Origin of the sequence: Mediterraneibacter sp. 210702-DFI.3.120 (assembly GCF_020561005.1) — a bacterium.
In the GTDB taxonomy this organism is placed as follows: Bacteria; Bacillota; Clostridia; order Lachnospirales; family Lachnospiraceae; genus Mediterraneibacter; species Mediterraneibacter faecis.
This window is the reverse complement of the sequence record NZ_JAJCNG010000008.1, coordinates 44324-68841: the sequence shown is the minus strand read 5'-3', so window position 1 is coordinate 68841 and position 24518 is coordinate 44324. Positions and strand designations below refer to the sequence as shown.

Below are 24518 nucleotides of genomic sequence, written 5' to 3'. Positions count from 1 at the left end.
TTTTCTACTAAAGTATCTGTTCTTTTGACTGGAGTGCATCATATCCTGTCTCACGAGTGCGGATCTTCATGGCACTCCGGATTTCATAGCTGAAGATCTTACCATCACCGACTTCACCGGTATAGGCAGCTTTCTGGATTGCTTCGATTGTTTTTTTCTCCCATTCTTCGGAAGAGACAACAATTTCAAATTTGATTTTCGGCTGCATGAAAATCTCAATCTCAGAACCACGGACAATCTCCTTATAACCTCGCTGTGCACCACATCCCATGACCTGGGAGACAGTGATACCATTGACTTCTATTTCATTTAAGGCAGCCTTGACATCCTCAAATTTCTCTTCCCGAACGATAGCTTCTACTTTAATCATCATTTTAAAAATCCTCCTGTATTAATGGATATATAAATTTTGGACAGATTATCTTAGTCGAATCCGTTGAAGGACGGATATGCATTTTCACCATGTTGGGAGATATCCAGTCCAAGAGCTTCTTCCTTCTGATCTACGCGCAGTGGAGTGAAGATACGGATAATTCCAATGCAGATCAGAGTACCGACAACTGCAACAGCCGCAGTGATGATAATGCTTAATACCTGTGCAACGAAGAGATGAACATTACCGAAGACCAGCCCGTCCCATCTTGCAACAGAGTTAATAGAAGTTTTTGCAAAAAGTCCGGTTGCAATTCCACCCCATACACCGCCGATTCCATGGCAGCCAAATGCGTCCAGTGCATCATCTATTTTCAGTTTATGCTTAATGAAGTTCATTGTAAAGTAGCAGATCGGGCTGACCAGTGCACCGATGATATAGGAAGACCAGATCGGAACAAATCCTGCTCCCGGTGTAATAGCAACCAGTCCGACAACCAGCCCGGTAGAAGCACCGACCAGAGTAGGCTTCCCGTCTTTGATCACATCGATCAGCATCCAGGATACGAGAGCAGCTGCGGAAGAAATTGCACTTGTCATAAATGCATGAGCTGCAAGTCCATCTGCCGCCAGAGCACTTCCTGCATTGAATCCAAACCATCCGAACCAGAGCAGGGAAGCTCCAAGCACAACAAAAGGAATATTATGGATACGGTAAGATGTTTTTTCGTATCCTTTTCTTCTGCCAAGATATGTTGCGAGAACCAGGGCGCTGACACCGGAACTGATGTGTACCACATTTCCGCCTGCAAAGTCAACGGAGCCGATTGCTGCAAGGAATCCTCCCTCTCCCCAGACCATATGAGCCATCGGATAGTAAACGAGGAAAGACCACAGTGCAATAAATGCGAATAATGCCTTAAATCTCATCCTTCCGACTACAGCACCGGTGATCAGTGCCGGAGTAATCATGGCAAACATCATCTGGAATGCAGCAAATACAAGATGCGGAATGGTATCCGCATACGGACCGGCTTCCCAGCCGACATCATTTAAAAAAGCCCAGCGGAAATCTCCGATAATTTCGGCGTGATTGCCGCCAAAAGAAAGAGAATAGCCAAACATGGTCCAAAGAAGAACAGATAGTCCCATGATCGCAACGCAGGCCATCATTGTGTTACATACATTTTTTCTCCGCACAAGACCGCCATAGAAGAAGGCAAGTCCCGGTGTCATAAAGAAGACAAGCGCAGTGCAGATCATCATAAAAGCAGTGTTTCCGGTGTTCATTTTCTAAATCCTCCCAATTCATCTGATAATGCAAAAAAGACGCCTGATAGAAAGGCAATCTCTTACCTTTCTGTCAGACGTCTTTGTCTTGCATATTAAGATATCACGGCTTTTGGAAAAATGCAAGAGAAAATTTTGTGGTTGCCGGTCGCACACAGTATGAACAGTAAGTAACTTATGCGGAACAAGTTGAAGAAAACGTGTTTTTGCTTTATAATCAGTGACAGAGTAAAAAGAAAGGGTTCGATGGATGATTATGAAAGAGCATACGCATTTCCGTGAGGACGGAACAGAATATACCCACGTGCATCATAACGGAGATGGGGTGGCAGAGTCACATGTACATCATCATGATCATAAAGGAGCAGGTCATGTTCATCGCCATGTACATAGTGCAGAAGAGAAGAAGAAGGTTATGAATCGTCTGTCCAGGGCAATTGGACATCTTGAAGCTGTGAAGCGAATGGTGGAACGTGATGAGGATTGCAGTGAAGTGCTGATCCAGCTTGCGGCGGTTCGTTCTGCAATCAATAATACAGGAAAAGTGATTTTAAAGAATCATCTGGATCATTGTATTGTGGAAGCTATTGAGCAGAATGATATGGAGACAATCCGTGCTCTTGACGAGGCAATCGATAAGTTTATTAAATAAATGTAAATGTGGGTGATTTGATGAAGAAAAATATTCTTATTTTTGCCGGTACGACAGAGGGACGACAGCTGGCAGAATACGCCGTTAAAAAAGGAATTCCCTGTATCGTAAGTGCTGCGACAGAATATGGGGAAGAACTATTGGGAAATGATCTGCAGTTGCGAAAAGAGAAGCATAAGAAATCAGAACTTCGAGTGATCCACGGACGTATGGATCAGCAGGAGATGGAAGCATTCTTTGAAAAAGAGCAGGTGGGGCTTGTCATAGATGCGACGCATCCGTTTGCAGTTATAGTGACGGAAAATATACAGCGGGCATGTAAAAACAGCGGAATAGAGTATTTACGATGTTTAAGAGATTTTTTGACAGAAGCAAAGGCAGTCAGGTCAGAAAAATTTGCTTATGAAAGAACAAATGCGATTACTAAGAGTGACAGTTCTGCAGTCTGTGTGAATAGCGTGGAAGAGGCCGTGGACTATCTCGAGCAGACGCAGGGAAATATACTGATAACAACAGGCAGTAAAGAACTGGATAAATATACTCGTTTGACAAATTATAAAGAGCGGTGCTATGTAAGAGTACTTTCCGTACTTCCTTCAGTGATGCAGAGCATAGATCTCGGATTTTCAGGGAAGCATCTGATTGCAATGCAAGGCCCGTTTTCCAGGGAAATGAATCTTGCACTTCTTCATCAGACAGAGGCAAAATATTTCGTAACAAAAGAATCCGGAAAGAATGGAGGATTTGCAGAAAAGCTTGAAGCAGCAGAGCAGGCAGGTGCAGTTCTTCTCGTAATTGGAAGGCCGATAGAAGAAGGCTTGTCGGTAGAGGAAGCAGAACAGGAGATGAGAAAATGGAACAGGGATTGATACACATTTATTGTGGAGATGGAAAAGGGAAAACATCAGCGGCAATCGGACTTGCAGTACGTGCTGCAGGAAGTGGACTTAAGGTTTTATTTACCCGGTTTTTAAAAAATGAATCTTCCGGAGAACTGGCGATTCTCGATGATATTTCTCAGATTAAAGTACTTCATCTTGAAAAGTCTTATGGCTTTTTTAAAAATCTTTCCGAAGAGAAAAAGCAGGAAGTAAGGGAAACTTATCTGCGGTTATGGAGAGCGATTGAACTGGAGATTCTTACCGGAAGATATGATGTGCTTGTAATCGATGAGTTTATGGCAGCGTATAAGTATGATTTGATTCCGAAGGAGGAAGCAATCGAGTTCCTGGAGAAGAAACCAAAAGAACTGGAGATTGTATTGACTGGACGAAATCCGGATGAAAAGCTTGTAGAACTGGCAGATTATGTGTCAGAAATCAAGAAAGTGAAGCATCCGTTTGATCAGGGAATCTACGCGAGAAAAGGGATTGAATATTGATGAAGGAAATCGGAAGAACAAGATCGGGACTTCAGATGGGATATACGACCGGAAGTTGTGCGGCAGCGGCGGCAAAAGCGGCAGCAGAGATGTTATTGTCGGGAGAAGAGATTCGCCAGGTGAGACTGCTGACGCCGAAGGGCATTGAACTGTATCTTGAGTTGGAAGAGATCATGCGTAAGAAGTCAGAAGTTTCATGTGCAGTGCGAAAATACAGTGGAGACGATCCGGATGTGACGAATGGAATACTTGTTTATGCAACAGTTCAAAAGGTAGAGAAGAAGAGTAAAATAAATTCGGAGAATAGTGTGGATCTTTCCGAGAAAATCAATCTGGATGGTGGTATAGGAATCGGCCGAGTAACGAAGCCTGGACTGGAACAGAAAATCGATCAGGCAGCAATCAACAAAGTACCGCGGAGAATGATCTGTGAAGCAGTGGAAGAAGTTTGCAGGAAGTATGAATATACGGGAAATCTGCAAGTGCGCCTATCCGTGCCGGAAGGGGCAGAGGTTGCGAAGAAGACATTTAATCCAAGACTGGGGATTGAGGGAGGAATCTCAATCTTAGGAACAACAGGTATCGTGGAACCAATGAGTGAGAAGGCACTGACGGATACGATTTATCTGGAAATGAAGATGCTCAAAGAAAATGGAACAGATTGGTGTTATGTTGTCCCGGGAAATTATGGGATGGACTTCTTACGGAAAAAGCTGCATGTGGACACCGCATTTTCAGTAAAATGCAGTAATTATGTCGGTGAGACAATTGAGGATGCAAAGCTTCTTGGAATGAAAGGTATTCTCTTGATCGGGCATATTGGTAAGTTTATCAAGCTGGCCGCAGGAGTGATGAATACGCATTCCAGACAGGCAGATTGTCGAATGGAAGTGCTTGGTGTGCACGCGGCTATGAATGGCGCGGATGCAGTAGTTGTGCGTGAAATCATGGATTGTATCAATACAACGGAAGCAATGGAAATACTGCGAAGGGAGAAGTTGATTGAGCCGGTGATGGAAAGTGTGATGAAACGTATTGAATTCTTCTTGAAGAACAGAGCAGGAGAAGAATTGGAAATCGGTGTGATTTTATTTTCAACAGAGGATGGAATTCTTGGAAAGTCAGAAAATGCGGATGAGTTGTTAAAGAAGATACAGGAGAATAGATGAAACAAGCAGGAAAATTTTATGGAATCGGAGTGGGACCGGGAGATCCGGAACTGATGACATTGAAAGCAGTTCGAACAATCAGGGACTGTGATGTAATAGTACTTCCGGTTTCAAATAGAGAATTGACAGAGCCACTACTGCTAGAACAAAATGAGATGGAAAACAGAGCAGCAGGATATTTAGAAAGCTGTACAGCTTATCAGATTGCAGTGCAGACAGTTTCAGAGCTTAAGGAAAAGCAGATTCTCTTTCTCCCAATGCCAATGATCAAAGATAAGGAAAAGCTGAGAAAGATTCATGCACGGGGAGCAGAAGTGATAGAGCAGTTTCTTGAGAAAGGATGGAATCTGGCATTCCTGACGCTGGGAGATCCAACGTTTTATTCTACATGTATGTATATAGAGCAGATGATTGAACAGGATGGTTATCAGGTTGAGACAGTTTCAGGAATCCCATCTTTTTGTGCAGCAGCTGCAAGACTGAATCAGCCACTTGGAGAGCAGGAAGATCAGATCCATATTTTACCGGGCTCTTATGAGGCAGGAGAAGGTCTGCAGTTATCGGGAACAAAGATTTTGATGAAGACCGGGAAAAAGATGGGACAGATAAAAGAATTTTTACAGGGGAGCAGTCAGGATATCTGTCTTGTAGAAAACTGTGGAATGGACGACGAACGTATTGTCCGGTCAGTGGAAGAGATTTCGGAAGATGCGGGATACTATTCCCTTCTAATTGTAAAAGATAGGAAAAGATAGAAAAGGCAGGAAGAATTATGATTACATTTGTAGGAGCAGGTCCGGGAGCAGAAGATCTGATCACAGTAAGAGGGCAAAGACTTTTGAAAGAAGCAGACATCGTGATCTATGCGGGTTCTCTTGTGAACCCGGGATTACTTAAACTGTGTAAAGAAAAGTGTGAGATATATAATAGTGCAAAGATGACATTGGAAGAAGTATTAGAAGTGATGGTGAAGGGCCATGGGGACGGAAAAGAAATCGTACGTCTGCATACAGGAGATCCTTGCCTTTATGGTGCGATCCGAGAGCAGATGGATGAACTGAAGAAACTTGAGATACCATATGAAGATTGTCCGGGTGTCAGTTCATTTTGCGGAGCTGCGGCAGCACTGGAAGCGGAGTACACACTTCCGGGAATCTCCCAGTCAGTTGTAATTACGAGAATGGCTGGAAGAACGCCGGTGCCGGAGAAAGAATCCGTTAGAAGCTTTGCGGCACATCAGGCGACGATGGTTTTATTCTTGAGCACAGGACTGTTAAAGGAACTTTCAGCAGAATTGATCGAAGGCGGATACAGCGAAGATACACCGGCAGCGATTGTTTATAAAGCGACCTGGCCGGAACAGAAAGTACTTCGTTGTACGGTAGGAACGCTGGAGCAGACTGCACGCGAGGCGGATGTCACCAAGACAGCGCTGATCGTAGTCGGAGAAGTGCTTGACGGGACTTATGAGAGATCAAAGCTTTATGATCCGACATTTACGACAGAATTCAGACAAGCATCCTGTTCTAAGAAGGAATTAGGACAAACCGGAGAGAATCAAAGCAAAGAGATGAGACAGGAAGCAGAGGGGCAGAGCAAATGAGTACAGTATATGTAGTAGGAATCGGACCGGGAGCAGAAGAGCAGATGACAGTGCGTGCACAGAAAGTATTGGAGCATTGCCCTGTTTTGATCGGTTACAATGTTTATATTGATCTTGTGAAAGAGCAGTTTCCTGATAAGATATTTTTGAGCACTCCGATGCGGAAAGAACCGGAACGCTGCAGAATGGCTTTTGAAGAAGCAGAAAAAGGTCAGGACGTTGCAATGATCTGTAGCGGAGACGCCGGAGTCTATGGAATGGCAGGATTGATCTTCGAGATAGGAAAAGAATACCCTGAGATTCAGATAGAAGTTGTTCCGGGAATTACAGCGGCATCAGGAGGTGCAGCTGTTCTTGGAGCGCCGCTCATGCATGACTTTGCAGTAATCAGTTTAAGTGACCTTCTGACACCGTGGGAGACGATTGAGAAGCGTCTACATGCGGCAGGAATGGCTGATTTTGTCATCTGCCTTTACAATCCGTCAAGTAAGAAGCGCGCAGATTATCTGCAGAAAGCCTGTGATATACTGCTTCAGTACAGAGATGTGGGAAATATCTGCGGTTATGTGAAGAATATCGGACGTGAAGGAGAAACTTATCAGATTCTGTCATTGAAAGAACTTAGAGATACAAAGGTGGATATGTTTACAACAGTGTTTATTGGAAATTCAAGAACGATGGAACTGAATGGGCGGATGGTGACACCGAGGGGGTATAAACTGTTATAAGAAAAAAGAAACGGGCAGGCCACAACAAGAAGTGTGGTAAAAACCCGTTTCTAGATTTTATTATAGCAGATAGAAACCAAAAGAATCAAGGGAAAAATAGTTATATAGTGGGAGATGAAATGGAATCACGACAAATTATCCTTGCGGGAATAGGAATGGGATCTAAAGAATTAATTACGGCAGAAGTTAGAAAATTGATAGAAGAGGCTGATTGCCTGATTGGAGCAGAACGAATGCTTGCTTGTGCAATCAAGCTTAGAAATTCTGAGGAAAAGTGTACAAGAGAATGCACCAAGTATCAAGAATATAGAACGGAAAAGATCATATCTTATCTTCAGAAACACAAAGAGTATAAGCAAATTGTAATTCTTCTTTCCGGAGATACAGGATTTTATAGTGGAGCGAAGAATTTGCGGAATCAGTTGCTGGAAAAATTGAGCCTTGTTGAGGAAAAGAAAATAAAAATCCTCCCCGGAATTTCCTCACTTTCTTATCTTGCATCAAAAGTCGGTGTTTCATGGGAAGATGCAAAAATCCTGAGTCTTCATGGAAAAGACATGAATTTTGTACAGACGATTCACAGACATTCGAAGACCTTTCTGCTTCTCGGAGGAAAAGACACGGGGCGTCATTTCTATGAGACATTACTAGAGTATGGCTTAGGGGACGTGCAGGTTCATGTGGGATGTCAGATGTCTTATGAGGAAGAAAAGATACTTTCGGGCAAATTGTACGAGATGAAGGCAGAAGATTTTGAAGGACTTTGCGCAGTTCTTGTAGAAAATCCATCGTATTGTAAGGCGGCCGGTATGCATCTGAAAGATGAAGAATTTCTCAGAGGAAAGGTGCCAATGACGAAGTCGGAAGTACGTTCTGTCAGTATAGCAGAGCTTGAACTAACGGAAGATGCGATAGTGTATGATATCGGCGCCGGAACAGGTTCTGTTTCTATAGAAATCGCGCGTGCAGGTGAGCAGATCCGTGTGTATGCGATTGAGAAGAATCCGGAAGGAGTGAAACTGATCGATCAGAATCGGAAGAAATTTAGGACAGACGGAGTGCGAATCATAGAAGGGCTTGCGCCACAGGCATTAGAGGAATTGGAAACACCGACACATGCATTTATCGGCGGGAGTTCGGGAAACTTACGAGAGATTGTCCAATTACTTCAGAGGAAAAATCCGGATGTGCGAATCGTGATTAATGCAATTTCTCTTGAGACCGTAAGTGAAGTGATGGGGCTTGTGGACGAAGGGGTTCTCCCAGATGCGGAGATTCTGCAAGTGAGTGCAGCAAGATCAAAGGTTCTTGGAAGATATCATATGATGATGGGACAGAATCCGGTTTATATTATTTCCGCAGGTGGAAGAAGGCCTGGATAGGTATAAGATGAGAGAAAAGGAAACAAACAGACAGGAGAATCATGAGAAAAATGAAAGAGAATGCTTGCAATAATAAAAATCAGAAAAAAAATCCAGGGTTTTTGTTGTCTGCTGTTTCCAGTAATAGTGGAAAGACAGCTGCAGCCTGTGGCCTGATGTCTGCGTTTAAGCAAGAGGGAAAGCGTGTATATGCGTGTAAATGCGGCCCGGATTATATAGATCCAATGTTCCACAGGGAGGTTCTTGGCGTTGATTCTAAGAATCTGGATCTGTTCTTCTCGGAAGAAGACATTTTGAAAGAGGGATACCTAAAGCATACGAAAGATGCGGATATTACTATAACCGAAGGCGTTATGGGGTTCTATGACGGAATGTCACTTGATTCTGTAAAAGGAAGTTCTTATGATGTCGCACAGACGCTAGGATTGCCAGTGATCCTTGTGATTAATGCGAGAGGTGCAGCAATGACACTTGTAGCTACGGTGAAAGGAATTGTTGAATTTCGTCCGGATAGCAATATTCGTGGAATTCTATTAAACAGAGTATCCGCAATGCTATATCCAAGATTAAAAGAAATGTTGGAGAATGAACTGGCGAGAATCGGGCATGACGAGATTAAAATTGTCGGTTACATGCCGGAAAATGAAGCTTTTCATCTGGAAAGCCGTCATCTGGGACTTGTAACACCGAAGGAAATGGAAAATCTGCAGGAGAAGGTAAGACAGGCGGGAGAAATTCTGGCAAAAACAGTGGATCTTGAATTGCTGGAAAAGATTGCCGGTGAAGCAGCAGTATGGAAAGCAGAAGTTTCAGAAGAATCGGAGAAGGTTGGAAATTTAAAAAGTAAGAACGATCCAGTTCGAATCGCAGTGGCGCGTGATGAAGCTTTCTGTTTTTATTACAAAGATAATCTTGAACTATTAGAAAGCCTTGGCTGTGAAGTGATAGAATTCAGTCCGCTTCATGATAAAAAACTTCCTGAAAATGTGAAAGGAATTCTTCTCGGTGGCGGTTATCCTGAACTGTATGGAAAAGAATTGGCAGAAAATCAGAGCATGCTTGAATCAATAAGAAGAGCATTGGATGATAAGATCCCATGTCTGGCAGAGTGTGGCGGATTTATGTATCTTCATGAAGAGATGGAAGACACCGCTGGAAATGTCTGGAAACTAGTTGGGCGAATCAAAGGGAGAACCTTTCCGACAGGAAAACTGGTTCGATTTGGATATGTGAATTTACAAAGGAATCTTGATGAGGATCAGATTTCTGAGCTTAAAGAACGGATGAGTATAGCGGACAGCTGGATTCTTCCGGGGGAAAACATCCGTGCACACGAGTTTCATTACTGGGATAGCACAGACAGTGGAAGTGACTGTCTTGCTGTCAAGCCGGATGGAAAGAGAAAATGGGAATGCATGCATCTGGAAGAGAATCTCGTGGCGGGATATCCGCATTTGTATTACCCATCTTGTAAAGAATTTGCGGAGCGTTTTGTAGAAAAATGCAGAAGTGGTTACAGAGAATAGAACAAAGAGAAACAGCAACAGATGTCGTTATAATAACATCTGCTGCTGTTTTTTTAGGCTCTATGAAATATCCAGATCAATCGGTTCGTCCAAATGTTCGGAAACATATTTTCCATTTTTCTTCCGCTGCCTGACGCACTCAGTCAGAAGATATTCAATCTGACCGTTTACGGAACGAAAATCATCTTCTGCCCAGGCTGCGATTGCGTCATACAGTTTAGCGGAGAGACGGAGAGGAACCTGCTTCTTTTTATTATCTTTTTCAGCCATCTCTAGTACAGACTTCCGGAATTAATGATCGGCTGTGTGTCGTGGTTTCCACACAGAACAACAAGTAGATTAGATACCATAGCAGCCTTACGTTCTTCATCCAGTTCTACGACTTCTTTCTCGCTTAATTGATCCAGAGCCATTTCAACCATGCCGACTGCTCCGTCTACGATCATCTTTCTTGCATCGATGATAGCGGAAGCCTGCTGACGCTGGAGCATGACAGCAGCGATTTCCGGTGCATAAGCAAGATATGTGATTCTTGCTTCGATGATCTCAAGCCCTGCGTCTGTCACTTTCGTCTGGATCTCTTCACGGATTCGCGCTGCAACAATCTCACTGGAGCCACGGAGACTTCCCTCATCAGCCTTTCCGTCACCGGTTGTATCGACATCAGGAGCAGTGTCATATGGATAGATGCGGACAATATTACGAAGAGCACCATCACACTGAAGTGAGAGATATTCTTTGTAATTATCAACATTAAAGACAGCTTTCGCAGTATCTACGACACGCCATGTTACGGCAATACCAATCTCAATCGGATTTCCGAGACAGTCATTGATCTTCTGACGGGAGTTGTTCAGTGTCATAACCTTGAGAGAAATCTTTTTGCTTGAAGACTCTTCAGTGGTTCCTGTTGTAGAAACACCCAGGAGACTGGAAAGATTTGCTCCCTTCTTGGAATTGTTATCAACATCTCCACTCTGACTCAACTTTGTCTTGGAAGCAGGGTTTACACTGGTACAGAATGGATTGACAAAATAGAATCCGGCTTCTTTCAGTGTACCGATATAGTTTCCAAAAAGTGTAAGAACCAGAGCTTCCTGTGGTTTCAGCACCTTCAATCCAAGAAATGGAACCCATCCGATGCACAGCCAGATAATGCTGACAACCAGTCCAGCGATAACCGGCGGAGCATCAAACTCATGTTCCAGTGCGATTGCGGACAGAACGCATCCTGCTATTGCAATCAGATAGAGCAGACAAAAGAGCAGAAGCATTCCCATTCCGTTTTTCTTATTTGATAATATTTTTTCATTCATAGTGATTCCTCCTCTGGAAATAAAATGAAATTTATTTGATATCATTATGATATCACTTTTAGAAAAAGAAGTCAACAAGAACAAAGAATGTGCCTTGGCACATTCTTGCGCCTGCGGCGGTCGCTTGCGACACCTACCTTGTACGCCGCAGTGCGCATCCTGAGCGGAGCGTTTTTTACATATTAGGAAAGGACTTTCCTAATATATAAAAAAGCTGTGAAAGATAAGTAATTTCATCTTTCACAGCTTCTATTTACATATTTATTCTATCAATCCCAGAATTTTGGAATACAAGAACAATCTTACAGCTGAGGACCTGCAGCAACAAGTGCTTTACCAGCTTCATTTCCTTCGTATTTAGCGAAGTTCTTGATGAATCTCTGAGCAAGGTCTTTTGCCTTAACATCCCATTCAGCAGCGTCAGCGTATGTGTCACGAGGATCAAGGATTCCTGTGTCAACACCCTCAAGCTCTGTAGGTACTTCGAAGTTGAAGTATGGGATTGTCTTTGTAGGAGCTTTGTTGATTGCTCCGTTAAGGATAGCGTCGATGATTCCACGAGTATCTTTAATGGAGATACGTTTTCCTGTTCCGTTCCATCCTGTGTTAACAAGGTAAGCCTTAGCTCCGCTAACTTCCATCTTCTTAACAAGTTCCTCTGCATATTTTGTAGGATGCAGCTCAAGGAATGCCTGTCCGAAGCAAGCTGAGAATGTTGGTGTAGGCTCTGTAATTCCACGCTCTGTACCAGCAAGTTTTGCTGTAAATCCAGACAGGAAGTAGTACTGTGTCTGATTCTCTGTCAGGATAGATACCGGAGGAAGTACTCCGAAAGCATCTGCAGACAGGAAGATTACATTCTTAGCTGCCGGTGCAGAAGATACTGGACGAACGATGTTCTTAATGTGGTTGATCGGGTAAGATACACGAGTGTTCTCTGTTACGCTCTTGTCGTTAAAGTCGATCTTTCCGTTCTCGTCAAGTGTAACGTTCTCAAGAAGAGCGTCACGAACGATTGCGTTGTAGATGTCTGGCTCAGACTCTTTGTCAAGGTTGATAACCTTAGCGTAGCATCCACCCTCGAAGTTGAATACTCCGTTGTCATCCCAGCCGTGCTCGTCATCACCGATGAGGAGTCTCTTAGGATCTGTGGAAAGTGTTGTCTTACCTGTTCCTGAAAGACCGAAGAAGATTGCTGTGTTCTCTCCGTTGAGGTCTGTGTTAGCTGAGCAGTGCATGGAAGCAATTCCCTTAAGTGGAAGGAAGTAGTTCATCATAGAGAACATACCTTTCTTCATCTCTCCGCCGTACCATGTGTTAACGATAACCTGCTCTTTGCTTGTGATGTTGAAAAGTACAGCTGTCTCAGAGTTAAGTCCGAGCTCTTTGTAGTTCTCAACTTTAGCTTTGGAAGCATTGTAAACAACGAAATCTGGCTCGAAGTTCTCAAGTTCTTCCTCTGTTGGCTGAATGAACATATTTGTTACGAAATGTGCCTGCCAAGCTACTTCAACGATAAAACGGATTGCCATACGAGTATCTTTGTTAGCACCGCAGAATGCATCTACAACGAAAAGTCTCTTGTTAGAGAGCTCTTTGATTGCGATATCTTTAACAGCTGCCCAAGCTTCTTCTGTAGCTGGGTGGTTGTCGTTCTTGTATTCATCAGATGTCCACCAAACTGTATCTTTGGAGTTCTCATCCATAACGATGAATTTATCTTTAGGAGAACGTCCTGTGTAAACACCTGTCATAACATTGACAGCACCGAGTTCACTTTCCTGTCCTTTTTCAAAACCTTCAAGCTCCGGTTTTGTCTCTTCTTCGAATAATAATTCGTAGGAAGGGTTGTATACGACTTCTGTTGTTCCAGTAATGCCATACTTACTTAAATCAATTTTTGCCATCTTACATATACCTCTTTCTTTCTAATGATAGAATAAAATGCTGCTCATGCAAGCTTTTCATATCCTTTTTTAATTATACATATTATGTGAAGAAAATCAATAAAAATCCCGTAAATTTTTTAACAAAGAACTGGGAAAAATGAAAGATTTCATATTAAAAATGCAAGAAGAAAAAAGAAAAATGTCAAAAAATGAAAAATTACAAGGAAAATATGACAGATTCCGTTGCTTTTTTATATATCAGAATGAAAAAAATTATGATAAAATAGGAGAATGATGCTAGAAAATGCGAAAAAAACTGGCTTGTGAAGTTAGAAAGACAAACTATAGATCAGAAGAAAATAATAAGAAAAGCAGACATAACAATGGTAGATGATGAAAGAAAAACGACAAAAAATGAAAAGATGTCGATGAAAGAAAATGAAAGATTATTGATTGAAAAATTCAAAATGATAAAACCGGTGGAGAAATCCTATGAAGAACAGGCAAAAAGACGATGGAAAACAGTTGCAAAACCACTGTTTAGCTTAGGAAAACTGGAAGATGCTGTGATCCGGATGGCTGGAATTCGAAGAAAAGCGGATTTTGAGATTAAAAAGAAAGGCTTGCTGATCTTTTGTGCGGATAATGGAGTTGTATCAGAAGGAGTGACCCAGACCGGACAGGAAGTGACAGCAATCGTTGCGGACAATTTTACAAAATGTGCGACGAGCGTATGTATTATGGCAGAGACCGCCGGAGTGGATTTATTTCCAATCGATATTGGAATGGTGACAGATGTTCCGTCGGTGACAGATCCGAAAGACAAAGTGATGTACGGAACAAAGAATATGGCGATGGAACCTGCAATGTCAAGAGAACAGGCTGCACAAGCCGTTCTTATTGGCATACGAAAGGTCAAAGAGCTGGCAGAACAAGGGTATGATCTGATCGCAACAGGTGAGATGGGGATTGGAAATACAACGACGAGCAGTGCTGTTGTGTCCGTTCTGCTTGATGAAAGTGTAGAAAATGTGACAGGGAGAGGCGCAGGCCTTAGTTCAGAAGGGTTAAACAGAAAGATTCAGGCAATCCAGACGGCAATTGAGAAAAATCAGCCGGACAAGGAAGATATTTTAGATGTCTTGTTCAAAGTCGGAGGGCTTGATATTGCCGGAATGACAGGTGCATTTCTCGGAGGTGCGATCTATCATATTCCGGTTCTGATTGATGGGTTCATCTCTTCTGCAGCAGCATTGTGCGCAGTGCGTATGGTTCCTGAGACGGCGGATTATATCCTGGCATCACATTGCTCTGGAGAACCGGCGGGGCGAATGGTCTTAGAAGAGCTGAAACTTCCATATCTGATTGATGCGAAGATGTCTCTTGGAGAAGGCAGTGGTGCAGTTGCAGCAATTCCACTTCTTGAGATGGGTGTGAATGTTTATCGGAAGATGAGTACCTTTGAGGAGATTAAAGTAGAGCAGTATGAAGAACTTAAGTGAAGATGAGGAGTAAGAAAAATGTGGTTATTGAACGCAATGATCATTGCAATCGCAATGTATTCTAAGATTCCGATGCCGCGGGTTGACTGGAATGAGAAAAATATGAGATATGCGATGTGCTTTTTCCCTCTTGTTGGTGTTATAATCGGTGTACTAGAGGCAGTTGCAGGGAATCTGATCACAGTATGGAAGGGAGAAGGAACTTTCTTTTATGCAGTTGTATTGACTTTGATTCCGGTTTTTATAACAGGTGGGATTCACCTGGATGGATTCGCAGATACGATGGACGCAAAAAGTTCTTATGGAGACCGGGAGAAGAAGCTGGAGATTCTGAAAGACCCACATACGGGAGCATTTGCGATCATCAGTCTTTGCTGTTATTTCCTTCTGTGTGTGGGGATTTTTAGTGAAATGAGAATAGAACGCCTGTTTGCGACAGCACTCGTGTTTGTGTTCTCGCGTTCGCTGAGTGGAATTTCTGTTGTGACGTTTCAGGCAGCGAAGAACAGTGGACTGCTTCGGACATTTCAAGACGGTGCACAGAAGAGAAATGTAAGAATTGTATTGATCATATGGCTATTGGCAGCCGGAGTTGGATTCTATCTGACAGCAGGATTATGCGGAGTGGCAGCAGCAGTTGTCGGATTTGCTGTTTTCTTTTATTATTATCAGTTTAGCAGAAAACAGTTTGGAGGTATTACGGGAGATCTTGCCGGATACTTCCTGCAGTTATGTGAACTGTTTATGCTGGCAGTGCTTGCATTATTCTAGAAATGTTATTGCATATAAATGTTTTATGATAGATGCTTTATTATAGAAATGAAAATGAAATAAAATAGATTTTTTTGGAGTGATTTATGGAGCTTATTTTGATCCGGCATCTGAAGACACCGGGCAATGAAAAGAGACAATATATCGGAAGTACAGACGAAGAACTGTCAGAACAGGAAGTACTGAACTTTAAACAGAGATATAAAATAGATAGCTATCCACAGGTACAGCAAGTGATTGTCAGCCCAATGAAGAGATGTATTCAAACGGCAGAGTTGATTTATCCAGAGGTGCAGATACAACAGGAATCGTTGCTGAAAGAATGTGATTTTGGTATCTTTGAAGGTAAGACATATGAAGAACTGAAAGATAGAGAAGAATATCAGGCATGGCTGGATTCCGGTGGAACGATTGCATTTCCGGAAGGGGAGGAACAGAAGGAATTCCGTTCACGTTGTGTGAGAGGCATGCTCTGTCAGGTGGATAGATTATGCAAAGAAAATGTAGAAAGCGCAGCTTTTGTCGTTCATGGAGGAACGATTATGGCGGTGCTGGAACAATTGGCAGAAGACCAAAAAGATTTTTATCACTGGCAGGTGGAAAATGGCGGAGGATATAGAATGCTTGTGAATGAAGATGAGTGGAAGTCAGGTATTCATAGATTTCGTAAAATTCAAAAACTGGGAGGAGTGACAGAATGAATGGAAGGATGACGATTCTGGCATGCATCATAGGATTTTTGTTAGACTGCATTTTCGGAGATCCGGTCTGGATGTATCATCCGATACGCGTGATCGGAAACCTGATCAGTGTGTTGGAAAAAGGATTGCGGAAGTTGTTGTGCAGTCGGATTCCTGCATCAGAACAAAAGAAGAAAAATAAAAGAGAAGTTCTGGCAGGAGGGATTTTATGGATTCTGACAGTTTCATTATCCTTTCTTGTACCGGCGGTACTCTTATTTGCTGCAGGAAAGGTTCATCCGGCAGTACAGTTTCTTTTGGAAACCTTCTGGTGTTACCAGATATTTGCGGCGCGGTGTCTTGTAGGAGAAAGTAGGAAGGTTTATCAGAAATTAAAAGAAGACGACTTGCCTGGTGCAAGAAGAGCTGTATCCATGATTGTCGGAAGAGACACAGAGAACCTTACAGCAGAAGGTGTGACGAAAGCTGCAGTAGAGACAGTGGCGGAGAATACTTCCGACGGCGTGACGGCTCCACTTTTATTTCTTCTGATCGGCGGCGCACCGCTTGGATTCTTATACAAGGCAGTGAATACGATGGATTCCATGCTTGGATACAAAAATGAAAAATATCTGTATTTCGGAAGAATTCCGGCAAAGATGGATGATGTATTTAATTACATTCCAGCCAGGTTGACGGCGTGGTTTATGGTTGCTGCAGTATTTTTGACGGGGATGGATGGGGAGAATGCGTGGAAGATTTATCTGCGTGATAAGAGAAAACATGCAAGTCCGAATTCCGCCCAGTCAGAGGCGGTATGCGCCGGAGCGCTTGATGTACAGTTAGCCGGGGATGCGGTTTATTTCGGGAAAATCTATAAAAAGGATTATATCGGCGATGCAATCCGTAAGATTGAACCGGAAGATATTCTTCGTGCCGGGAAGTTAATGTATATGACAACGATACTGATGATGGTTGTCTTTGGAGGTTTATTGTTATGGATTTATTGATTCGATTTGCAAAAATGGAAGATGCAGAAGAACTTCTTGCACTCTATACACCATATGTAATGGATACAGTGATTACATTTGAATATGAAGTTCCGTCACTGGAAGAATTCAAAGATCGAATGCGTCAGACGATGAAAAAGTACCCGTATCTGGTCGCAGAACAGAATGGCGAGATTCTTGGATATAGCTGTGCAGGGGCATTTAAAGGTCGTGCAGCATATGACTGGGCAGTGGAAACAACAATTTATATAAGAAAAGACCGGCAGAAAACCGGAGTTGGTAAAAAGCTGTATGAGGCACTGGAGAAAGTACTGCACGCTCAGAACATTTGCAATTTATATGCATGCATTGGATATCCAGAGGTTGAAGATGAATATCTGACAAAGAACAGCGCACAGTTCCATGCACATCTTGGATACCGCATGGTAGGAGAATTCTATCATTGTGGATACAAATTTGACCGCTGGTATAATATGGTCTGGATGGAAAAGCTTCTGAATCCGGAGGTTAAACATCCAAAGCCGATCAAATGGATGGAAGAGAATCGCGAGGAGTTGGAGGCAGTACTTTTAGATTAAAAATGAAACACATAGAGAAGTAGGAGTATGATTCATGGAATATGTACACGGAGGAGACATTTATACATATGGAGATGTGCTGGATTTTTCAGTTAATGTAAATCCTTACGGTCCGTCAGAAGAAGTTCTTGAAGCGGCAAAAAGATCGATGGATGAAGTGAGTCTTTATCCGGACAGTCAATGCAGACGGCTCAGAAAGAGACTGGCAGAGAAAAAAAGTCTGCCGGAAGAATATTTTCTTTTCGGAAATGGAGCAGCGGAGCTGTTCTTTTCTGTCGTTCTTGCAGAAAAACCAAAGAAAGCATTGCTTCCGATTCCGGCTTTCGCAGAATATGAACAGGCACTTCGGACGGTAGACTGCGAAATCATTTATTATAAGTTGAAAAGAGAGAATAACTTTGCATTGACAGAAAGCTTTTTGGAAGAACTGACAGAGGACATTGACCTTGTATTTTTATGCTCCCCGTCGAATCCGTCAGGGCAGGTGATCGAACCGGTGCTTATGGAACAGATCTTTACTCGATGTGAAGAGAAGAAGATACGTCTTGTTTTAGACGAGTGTTTTATTGAATTCCTGGAAGAAGCGCAGAAGTATACCATGGTGAAAAAGGTGACAGATCATGTGTGCCTTTTTCTTGTACAGGCATTTACGAAGATGTATGGAATCCCGGGATTGAGACTGGGCTATGCAATGACTTCGGATGGAGAACTTAAAGAGAAGATGCAGCAGATCCGTCAGCCCTGGAGCGTGTCGGTTCCGGCACAGGCGGCGGGGGTAGAAGCATTGACAGAGAGAGAAGAACAGAGAGTTCAGAAAATACGAAACAAAATCGTGGAAGAAAAAATGCGCATGGAAAAGAAAATGCGTGAGTTTGGGATTAGATTTATTCCAACAAAGGCAAATTTCTTCTTATTATATAGTGAAAGCTCATTGTTTGAACGATTGTTAGAGCAGGGGATTTTGATTCGAAATTGTGAGAACTATAGAGGGTTGAAGAAAGGCTGGTATCGGATTGCAGTGCGGACAAAAGAGGAAAATGATGTTCTTTTACGGGCACTTGAAACAATACTGTCAAAGCAGTGAAGGAGGCGAAAAATATGGCGAAATCAATTATGATACAGGGAACGATGTCAAATGTCGGGAAGAGCGCACTGGCAGCAGGTCTTTGCCGTGTACTGAAACAGGATGGATACAAAGTTGCACCTTTCAAATCCCAAAATATGGCACTCAATTCTTTTATCACAAAAGAAGGACTGGAGATGGGAAGAGCCCAGGTGATGCAGGCAGAAGCTGCAGGGATTGAACCGGAAGCAATAATGAATCCAATTTTACTTAAGCCGACGAACGATACAGGATCTCAGGTGATTATCAATGGTAAACCAATCGGAGTGATGGCTGCAAGAGAGTATTACTGTCATAAGAAGGAATATATTCCGGCAATTATGGATGCATATCATGAGTTGGAAAAAAAGTATGATATCATTGTAATTGAAGGTGCCGGAAGTCCGGCAGAAATCAACCTGAAAAAAGATGATATTGTAAATATGGGAATGGCAAAGCTTGCAGACGCACCGGTGCTTCTTGTCGGAGATATTGATCGTGGTGGAGTATTTGCCCAGATCGCCGGAACCGTAATGCTTCTTGAAGAGGATGAAAAAGCACGGATCAAAGGAACGATCATTAATAAATTCCGTGGAGATGTATCCATTCTAGAGCCGGGCCTTCGGATGCTGGAAGAAAAGACAGATATCCCTGTAACGGGAGTAGTTCCGTACTTTTATTTAGATTTGGATGAGGAAGACAGCCTGACGGAACGATTTCAGAAAAAAGAGAAGCCGGGACTGATCGATCTGGCAGTGATCCGATTCCCAAGGATCTCTAATTTTACTGACTTAGCACCTTTAGAAGCATTGGAAGAAGTAAGTGTGAGATATGTTTCATCTCCGGCTGAGTTTGGCAATCCGGATGCGGTGATCCTTCCGGGAACAAAGAATACGATCAGCGATCTTCTGTGGATGCGTCAGAACGGACTGGAAGCAAGAATTCTGAAACACAGCGCACAGAACAAACCGGTCTTTGGAATCTGTGGCGGATACCAGATGCTAGGAATGGAAATCTCAGATCCAACAGGAGAAGAGTACGGAGGAACTGTACAGGGAATGGGACTTTTGGATACAAAGACTGTGTTCCGCCCAGAGAAACATAGAACCAGAGTACATGGAACATTTGGCGAGATGAAAGGAATCCTGAAAGAGATGAAGGGACTTCCTTTCGAAGGATATGAGATCCATATGGGAGAGACGATTCTTGATGAGCACGCATCCGGGCTTATAACATTAGAAAATGATTCTGATACGCTACAACAAGGACATCCGGATGGTTCACAGAAGGAAAATGTCTATGGCTGTTATGTGCATGGAATCTTTGATTCACCGGAAATGTCAGGTGGTTTCTTGTCAGCTTTATTAAAAGAAAAAGGCTATGATCCGGAGACGGTACAGGCAGTAGACTGGAAGTCTTATAAGGAAGAACAGTATGATAAGCTTGCAGATATCGTTCGTGCTAGTCTTGATATGGAAGAAATTTATAAGATCATTGGCTTATAGAGTTAGCAGAATTATTTATTGAAACAGATTTTTTACTGAAACAAATTTTATTGAAAAAGTTGTGATGAGAGAAGGTGTGGAATGATTACAGATTTAACGAAAGAACATCCGAACAAGACATTGTGGCGTTTTCTTCTGCCGATGTTGTTCAGTGTGATGTTCCAGCAGATTTACAATATCGCAGACAGTATGATCGCGGGAAGATTTGCAGGAGAAAATGCGTTGGCAGCAGTCGGTGCATCTTATCCGATCACAATTATTTTCATGGCATTTGCCGTGGGAATGAATCTGGGGGCATCCGTAGTCGTATCAAGACTGTTCGGAGCGGAAGACCGGGGCGGTGTGAAGCGTGCGGTTACAACAGCATTTCTTAGTTCTATGGTGCTGGGAATCATGCTGACATTATTCGGGTATTTCTTTAATCATCAGATGATGAGATGGATCCGCACACCACAGAATATTATGGCTGACGGAGTTTTATATTTGAAAATTTACATTTTCGGAATTATCTTCCTGATGCTTTATAATGTGTGTACCGGAGTATTTACAGCACTCGGGGATTCTAAGACACCGTTATATTTTCTGCTTGGTTCCTCAGCCGGAAACATTATTCTTGATTACATCTTCGTAGCAAAATTCCAGTGGGGTGTGAGCGGTGTTGCCTGGGCAACATTTATCGCGCAAGGTGTGTCAGCCGTGCTTGCATTAGTAACACTTCTCGGAAGATTGCAGAAATTTGCCGGGAAAGAAAAGCAGCCGTGGTTTGATAAGAAATTATTTGCACAGATTATGGCGATTGCAATTCCAAGCATTCTTCAGCAGAGCGTGTTGAGTGTAGGAAATCTTTTCGTGCAGGGAATTGTAAATCAATTCGGTTCAGCAGTTGTTGCGGGATATTCAGGAGCAATCAAGCTGAATACATTTGCCATCAATATCTTTATGACACTTGGATCCTGCCTGTCTAGCTATACGGCACAGAATATCGGTGCCGGAAAAACCGAGAGGATTCCGTTGGGATTCCGTACTGGATTGAAGTTATCAGAGTTTACAGCACTACCATTTGTTATGTTGTATTTCATTTTCAGCCGTCAGATGATGGGATTATTCTTAGGCGCAGAGAGTGTAGAGGCAATCAGTGCAGGAATGGCATTTTTGAAAATTGTATCACCGTGGTATTTTATGATTGCAATTAAGCTGATGACAGATGGAATTATCCGGGGATCAGGAGCAATGGTCTATTTTGTGGTTGCAACAGTTCCGGACCTTATTTTGAGAATCGGATTTGCACTCGTCTTGACAAAAAGTTTTGGAAGTACCGGAATCTGGATGGCATGGCCATTTGGTTGGATCGTAGCGACCACATTAACATTGATCTTTTATAGAAAGTTGGGATATAAGAATGATAAAAGCAGTGATTTTTGATATGGATGGGGTTTTGATCAATACGGAACCGCTTCATTATCAATGTTGGGTAGAAATTTTTAAAGAACGATATGGAATTGACCTGAACTATGAGGTATATAAGCCATGCATAGGATCTACAAGACTCCATTTCATGAATCTGATCAAAGAAAATTATGGAATCACATTTGAAAGTCTGGAAGTAATGAATCAGATTATGAAAGAAAAGAAGAATGAAATTATTGCAAGAGACGGATTCCCTGAGATGCCGGGAGTAGGGCAGATGCTTTGCTGTCTGAAAGATGCGGGGTATCGCCTGGCCGTGGCCTCTTCTTCTCCAAAACCTGTAATCACAGAGACACTGGAAACGCTGGATCTGATGAAATATTTCGATGTCGTGACAAGTGGAGATGAAGTGAAGAATCCAAAGCCGGCGCCGGATACATTTCTTTTTGCGGCAAAGCAGCTGGGCGTACCGGTAGATGAGTGTATTGTGATCGAGGATTCGACGAATGGTGGGAAAGCTGCTAAGGCGGCTAAGATGCCATGTATCTGGATGCATAATCCGGATTCCGGAGATCAGGAGATACCGGATGCAGTGCTCGAGATTACGGCCTGGACAAAGGAGAATATAGAAAAAGTTATGAAGTTTTTACATTTTGGTCAAGAAAAAGTGTAAAAATAAATGAGCGATATAAAATTTTTTTGAGTAGAATACTTAGAAATAGTAGACCTGGAAGTATTATAAGGATGTGGTTGAATGAAAAAACTGAAATTTATATTTGGCAAACTTAGTATCATCTATTATATATTGTTTTTGCTCGTGACCTGTGTACTTTGCAAGTATGGAAGCATCAGACAGCTGAAGTTTGCATTCTTGGCTTCAGGTATCCTTCTGGTACTCAGTCTTTGCGTCTGGATCGGCTGCCTGATCGCGGAAAAGGAAAACCCTTTTAAAATGAAAGGTGCACTCAGGAAAACAGTGTTTGGTACAGAACTTTTGATTCTACTTGTAGTTACGGTTGGATGTATTTCTTATATCGTATATACTGCGATTCCTTATAATGGCGCATTGTCCTGGAAGGTAGACAGCCTGTTTAAGACAAAGAAAATAGAGTATGAACATAACAATTTCTTTCGTGATGGCGCAGAAGGGCTGATAAAAGATGTCAATAAGAAATTGAAACTTCCGGACGAGTTATATATCACAGATAGTTTTGAGATGTCCTTTGATAAAGACGGAACGATAACCCGCGTATCGGCCTATCTCTACGGACAGAATGAAAAGGGAAAAGATAAGACCTATCTGATTGATTATGATATAGATAAAAGTGATAAGATTGTTGTGCAGATCGCAGGTTATGCCAATGCCGATTATGATGATGACAAGAAATTAGACCCTATGTTTACTATTCTGGAAAAATCAGATTGTAAGATGCAGGTGACACAATGGAATCTGAATTACGCATTTTCAGATAATCCGCCGGAATATGAGATTCTGTATTATGGAAAACGCTCTTTCGCTTCTTCGGAAGGTCTTGTTTATCTTCCGGGAGATGTGGATGGTGACGGAGCAGTCAGTGGTATGACTGATTTCACAGCACTGGATAGCGGTGGAGAAGCACTTGGATATGAAGTGTCTCTGTATCTTCCGCAGGATGAATCTGTGACGCCGGTGCGTTATATGATGGAACCAGAATATATCAGTCCTGATACAATTAGTCAGAATGAGCAGGCGGAGAAAGATTCGCAGGCAAAAGAACAGGGAAAAGAGAATAATACCTGGACGGTTGATACGGACGGAAGCGGTGTTGTCCGATTCTTCTTAAATGAGCAAAAAGGCTGGAAACTTTCAGTTGTTGATGCGGCTCTTGGAACACGTTATTACAAACTGAAAACTACGTCAGATGGTGGGTATAACTGGACAACAGTAAATGAAGATCCATTCGACGGAAATGGCGGAGTAGGAGAAGGGATACAATTCTTCGACGAGCAGTTTGGATTCATCGGTCTGAGCGGGGCATCGCAGACACATTCGTCTATTTATGTTACAAAAGATGGTGGAAAGACACTGAAGGAGATAGAACTTCCGATGGATACTGTGACAGAATATCCGCCGCATATGCAGGAATATGGCCTCACGCTTGAAGATTATCAGTATCTGGAAATGCCACAGCAGGATGGAGAGAATTACACGATTCATGTGATGACGCAGAGTGGCGAGACAGAAGGGCTTGTATTCACATCTGAAGATCAAGGTGAGAACTGGATTTTTACCGGAGTGTTTGATGAAAATGACTTATCATAAAAAACCAATAACTTTGTAGTATATCAAATGGCTCCGCGTGTACATCTAAAAACTATTCACCAAGCTATGTATTAAAAGCAATGGAAATTCCAGAGGAAGAGCATGGCACACTGTTACTCATTATCATTTGCGTCTTAGTCCTACAGTTAATGGAAATGCAGAAAATTTTTTAGAGCATGCCATAAATACCTTAAATCATTTTTCAAAGGATCTTTCACAGAATCCGTCAAAAGAAGAACTGAAGGCTGCAATAAGAGACTGTAAAAATGAACTTAAGAAAGATAAATATATAAAATATGTCCGGAAAACGAGGATCAAAGAAAACTAGATCAAGCAAGAGCCTTGTGGAGAGC

At 42.5% G+C, this 24518-nt stretch carries 24 protein-coding genes; 19 read left to right on the top strand and 5 right to left on the bottom strand.

What is annotated here, in order from left to right; translation table 11 throughout:
- Positions 1 to 7 precede the first annotated feature (7 nt).
- Complete coding sequence (locus LI162_RS06055) at positions 8 to 373, bottom strand: P-II family nitrogen regulator (RefSeq protein ID WP_020437135.1); 366 nt, start codon at positions 371 to 373, stop codon at positions 8 to 10.
- Positions 374 to 423: 50 nt separating this feature from the next.
- Positions 424 to 1662 carry an ammonium transporter gene (locus LI162_RS06050; protein WP_117497377.1) on the bottom strand — a complete coding sequence of 413 codons (1239 nt, stop codon included), beginning with the start codon at positions 1660 to 1662 and terminating at the stop codon, positions 424 to 426.
- Between the two features lie 250 nt (positions 1663 to 1912).
- Between LI162_RS06050 and LI162_RS06045 the strand changes: the two genes are divergently transcribed.
- The 9 genes from LI162_RS06045 to LI162_RS06005 all read left to right on the top strand — a co-directional run bounded on the left by LI162_RS06045 (position 1913) and on the right by LI162_RS06005 (position 10103).
- The gene (locus LI162_RS06045) at positions 1913 to 2314 is read left to right on the top strand and encodes a metal-sensing transcriptional repressor (protein ID WP_117497375.1); all 402 of its coding nucleotides are present in this window, start codon (positions 1913 to 1915) and stop codon (positions 2312 to 2314) included.
- A gap of 20 nt (positions 2315 to 2334) precedes the next feature.
- Positions 2335 to 3183: a precorrin-6A/cobalt-precorrin-6A reductase gene (locus tag LI162_RS06040; RefSeq protein ID WP_227156022.1), complete on the top strand. Its 849-nt coding sequence runs from the start codon at positions 2335 to 2337 to the stop codon at positions 3181 to 3183.
- On the top strand, positions 3168 to 3695 hold the full coding sequence (locus tag LI162_RS06035) for a cob(I)yrinic acid a,c-diamide adenosyltransferase (protein ID WP_054753488.1): 528 nt from the start codon (positions 3168 to 3170) through the stop codon (positions 3693 to 3695). Before LI162_RS06040 ends, LI162_RS06035 begins: the two co-directional genes overlap by 16 nt.
- Positions 3695 to 4864 (top strand): cobalt-precorrin-5B (C(1))-methyltransferase CbiD, encoded by a 1170-nt coding sequence (cbiD, locus tag LI162_RS06030; protein ID WP_227156020.1) that lies wholly within the window; start codon positions 3695 to 3697, stop codon positions 4862 to 4864. The genes LI162_RS06035 and cbiD overlap by 1 nt, the downstream gene beginning before the upstream one ends.
- On the top strand, positions 4861 to 5619 hold the full coding sequence (gene cobI / locus LI162_RS06025; protein ID WP_227156018.1) for a precorrin-2 C(20)-methyltransferase: 759 nt from the start codon (positions 4861 to 4863) through the stop codon (positions 5617 to 5619). Before cbiD ends, cobI begins: the two co-directional genes overlap by 4 nt.
- 17 nt (positions 5620 to 5636) lie before the next feature.
- Complete coding sequence (gene cobM, locus LI162_RS06020; RefSeq protein ID WP_227156016.1) at positions 5637 to 6467, top strand: precorrin-4 C(11)-methyltransferase; 831 nt, start codon at positions 5637 to 5639, stop codon at positions 6465 to 6467.
- Positions 6464 to 7195 carry a precorrin-3B C(17)-methyltransferase gene (gene cobJ / locus LI162_RS06015; RefSeq protein WP_227156014.1) on the top strand — a complete coding sequence of 244 codons (732 nt, stop codon included), beginning with the start codon at positions 6464 to 6466 and terminating at the stop codon, positions 7193 to 7195. Before cobM ends, cobJ begins: the two co-directional genes overlap by 4 nt.
- A gap of 119 nt (positions 7196 to 7314) precedes the next feature.
- The gene (gene cbiE, locus LI162_RS06010; protein ID WP_227156012.1) at positions 7315 to 8577 is read left to right on the top strand and encodes a precorrin-6y C5,15-methyltransferase (decarboxylating) subunit CbiE; all 1263 of its coding nucleotides are present in this window, start codon (positions 7315 to 7317) and stop codon (positions 8575 to 8577) included.
- Between the two features lie 41 nt (positions 8578 to 8618).
- Positions 8619 to 10103, top strand: a complete 1485-nt coding sequence (locus LI162_RS06005) for a cobyrinate a,c-diamide synthase (protein WP_318270230.1) — start codon at positions 8619 to 8621, stop codon at positions 10101 to 10103.
- Positions 10104 to 10163: 60 nt separating this feature from the next.
- Here LI162_RS06005 and LI162_RS06000 read toward each other — a convergent pair whose 3' ends face one another.
- From LI162_RS06000 to pckA, 3 genes are all read right to left on the bottom strand, one after another.
- Entirely contained in the window at positions 10164 to 10373 is a 210-nt protein-coding gene (locus tag LI162_RS06000) for a hypothetical protein (RefSeq protein ID WP_015527809.1), read from the bottom strand.
- Positions 10374 to 10375: 2 nt separating this feature from the next.
- The gene (locus LI162_RS05995) at positions 10376 to 11419 is read right to left on the bottom strand and encodes an SPFH domain-containing protein (RefSeq protein ID WP_055170830.1); all 1044 of its coding nucleotides are present in this window, start codon (positions 11417 to 11419) and stop codon (positions 10376 to 10378) included.
- 302 nt (positions 11420 to 11721) lie between these two features.
- Positions 11722 to 13326 (bottom strand): phosphoenolpyruvate carboxykinase (ATP), encoded by a 1605-nt coding sequence (pckA, locus tag LI162_RS05990; protein WP_117497364.1) that lies wholly within the window; start codon positions 13324 to 13326, stop codon positions 11722 to 11724.
- A 365-nt stretch (positions 13327 to 13691) separates the two neighbouring features.
- Here pckA and cobT point away from each other — a divergent pair, with 365 nt between their 5' ends.
- The 10 genes from cobT (at position 13692) to LI162_RS05940 (ending at position 24165) form a co-directional block, all read left to right on the top strand.
- Positions 13692 to 14810, top strand: coding sequence for a nicotinate-nucleotide--dimethylbenzimidazole phosphoribosyltransferase (gene cobT / locus LI162_RS05985; RefSeq protein ID WP_227156010.1), 1119 nt, complete (start codon positions 13692 to 13694; stop codon positions 14808 to 14810).
- 18 nt (positions 14811 to 14828) lie between these two features.
- Positions 14829 to 15581, top strand: coding sequence for an adenosylcobinamide-GDP ribazoletransferase (gene cobS, locus LI162_RS05980; RefSeq protein ID WP_227156008.1), 753 nt, complete (start codon positions 14829 to 14831; stop codon positions 15579 to 15581).
- Positions 15582 to 15667: 86 nt separating this feature from the next.
- Positions 15668 to 16282 (top strand): histidine phosphatase family protein, encoded by a 615-nt coding sequence (locus LI162_RS05975; RefSeq protein ID WP_227156006.1) that lies wholly within the window; start codon positions 15668 to 15670, stop codon positions 16280 to 16282.
- Positions 16279 to 17271 carry an adenosylcobinamide-phosphate synthase CbiB gene (gene cbiB, locus LI162_RS05970; RefSeq protein ID WP_227156004.1) on the top strand — a complete coding sequence of 331 codons (993 nt, stop codon included), beginning with the start codon at positions 16279 to 16281 and terminating at the stop codon, positions 17269 to 17271. Before LI162_RS05975 ends, cbiB begins: the two co-directional genes overlap by 4 nt.
- On the top strand, positions 17259 to 17849 hold the full coding sequence (locus LI162_RS05965) for a GNAT family N-acetyltransferase (protein WP_227156002.1): 591 nt from the start codon (positions 17259 to 17261) through the stop codon (positions 17847 to 17849). Before cbiB ends, LI162_RS05965 begins: the two co-directional genes overlap by 13 nt.
- Before the next feature lie 34 nt (positions 17850 to 17883).
- Positions 17884 to 18933, top strand: a complete 1050-nt coding sequence (locus LI162_RS05960; RefSeq protein ID WP_227156000.1) for a pyridoxal phosphate-dependent aminotransferase — start codon at positions 17884 to 17886, stop codon at positions 18931 to 18933.
- Between the two features lie 14 nt (positions 18934 to 18947).
- Complete coding sequence (locus tag LI162_RS05955; protein ID WP_227155998.1) at positions 18948 to 20456, top strand: cobyric acid synthase; 1509 nt, start codon at positions 18948 to 18950, stop codon at positions 20454 to 20456.
- A gap of 81 nt (positions 20457 to 20537) precedes the next feature.
- Positions 20538 to 21878 carry an MATE family efflux transporter gene (locus LI162_RS05950; RefSeq protein WP_227155996.1) on the top strand — a complete coding sequence of 447 codons (1341 nt, stop codon included), beginning with the start codon at positions 20538 to 20540 and terminating at the stop codon, positions 21876 to 21878.
- Positions 21856 to 22536: an HAD family hydrolase gene (locus tag LI162_RS05945; RefSeq protein WP_227155995.1), complete on the top strand. Its 681-nt coding sequence runs from the start codon at positions 21856 to 21858 to the stop codon at positions 22534 to 22536. The genes LI162_RS05950 and LI162_RS05945 overlap by 23 nt, the downstream gene beginning before the upstream one ends.
- Before the next feature lie 81 nt (positions 22537 to 22617).
- The gene (locus LI162_RS05940; protein ID WP_227155993.1) at positions 22618 to 24165 is read left to right on the top strand and encodes a WD40/YVTN/BNR-like repeat-containing protein; all 1548 of its coding nucleotides are present in this window, start codon (positions 22618 to 22620) and stop codon (positions 24163 to 24165) included.
- Positions 24166 to 24518 lie beyond the last annotated feature (353 nt).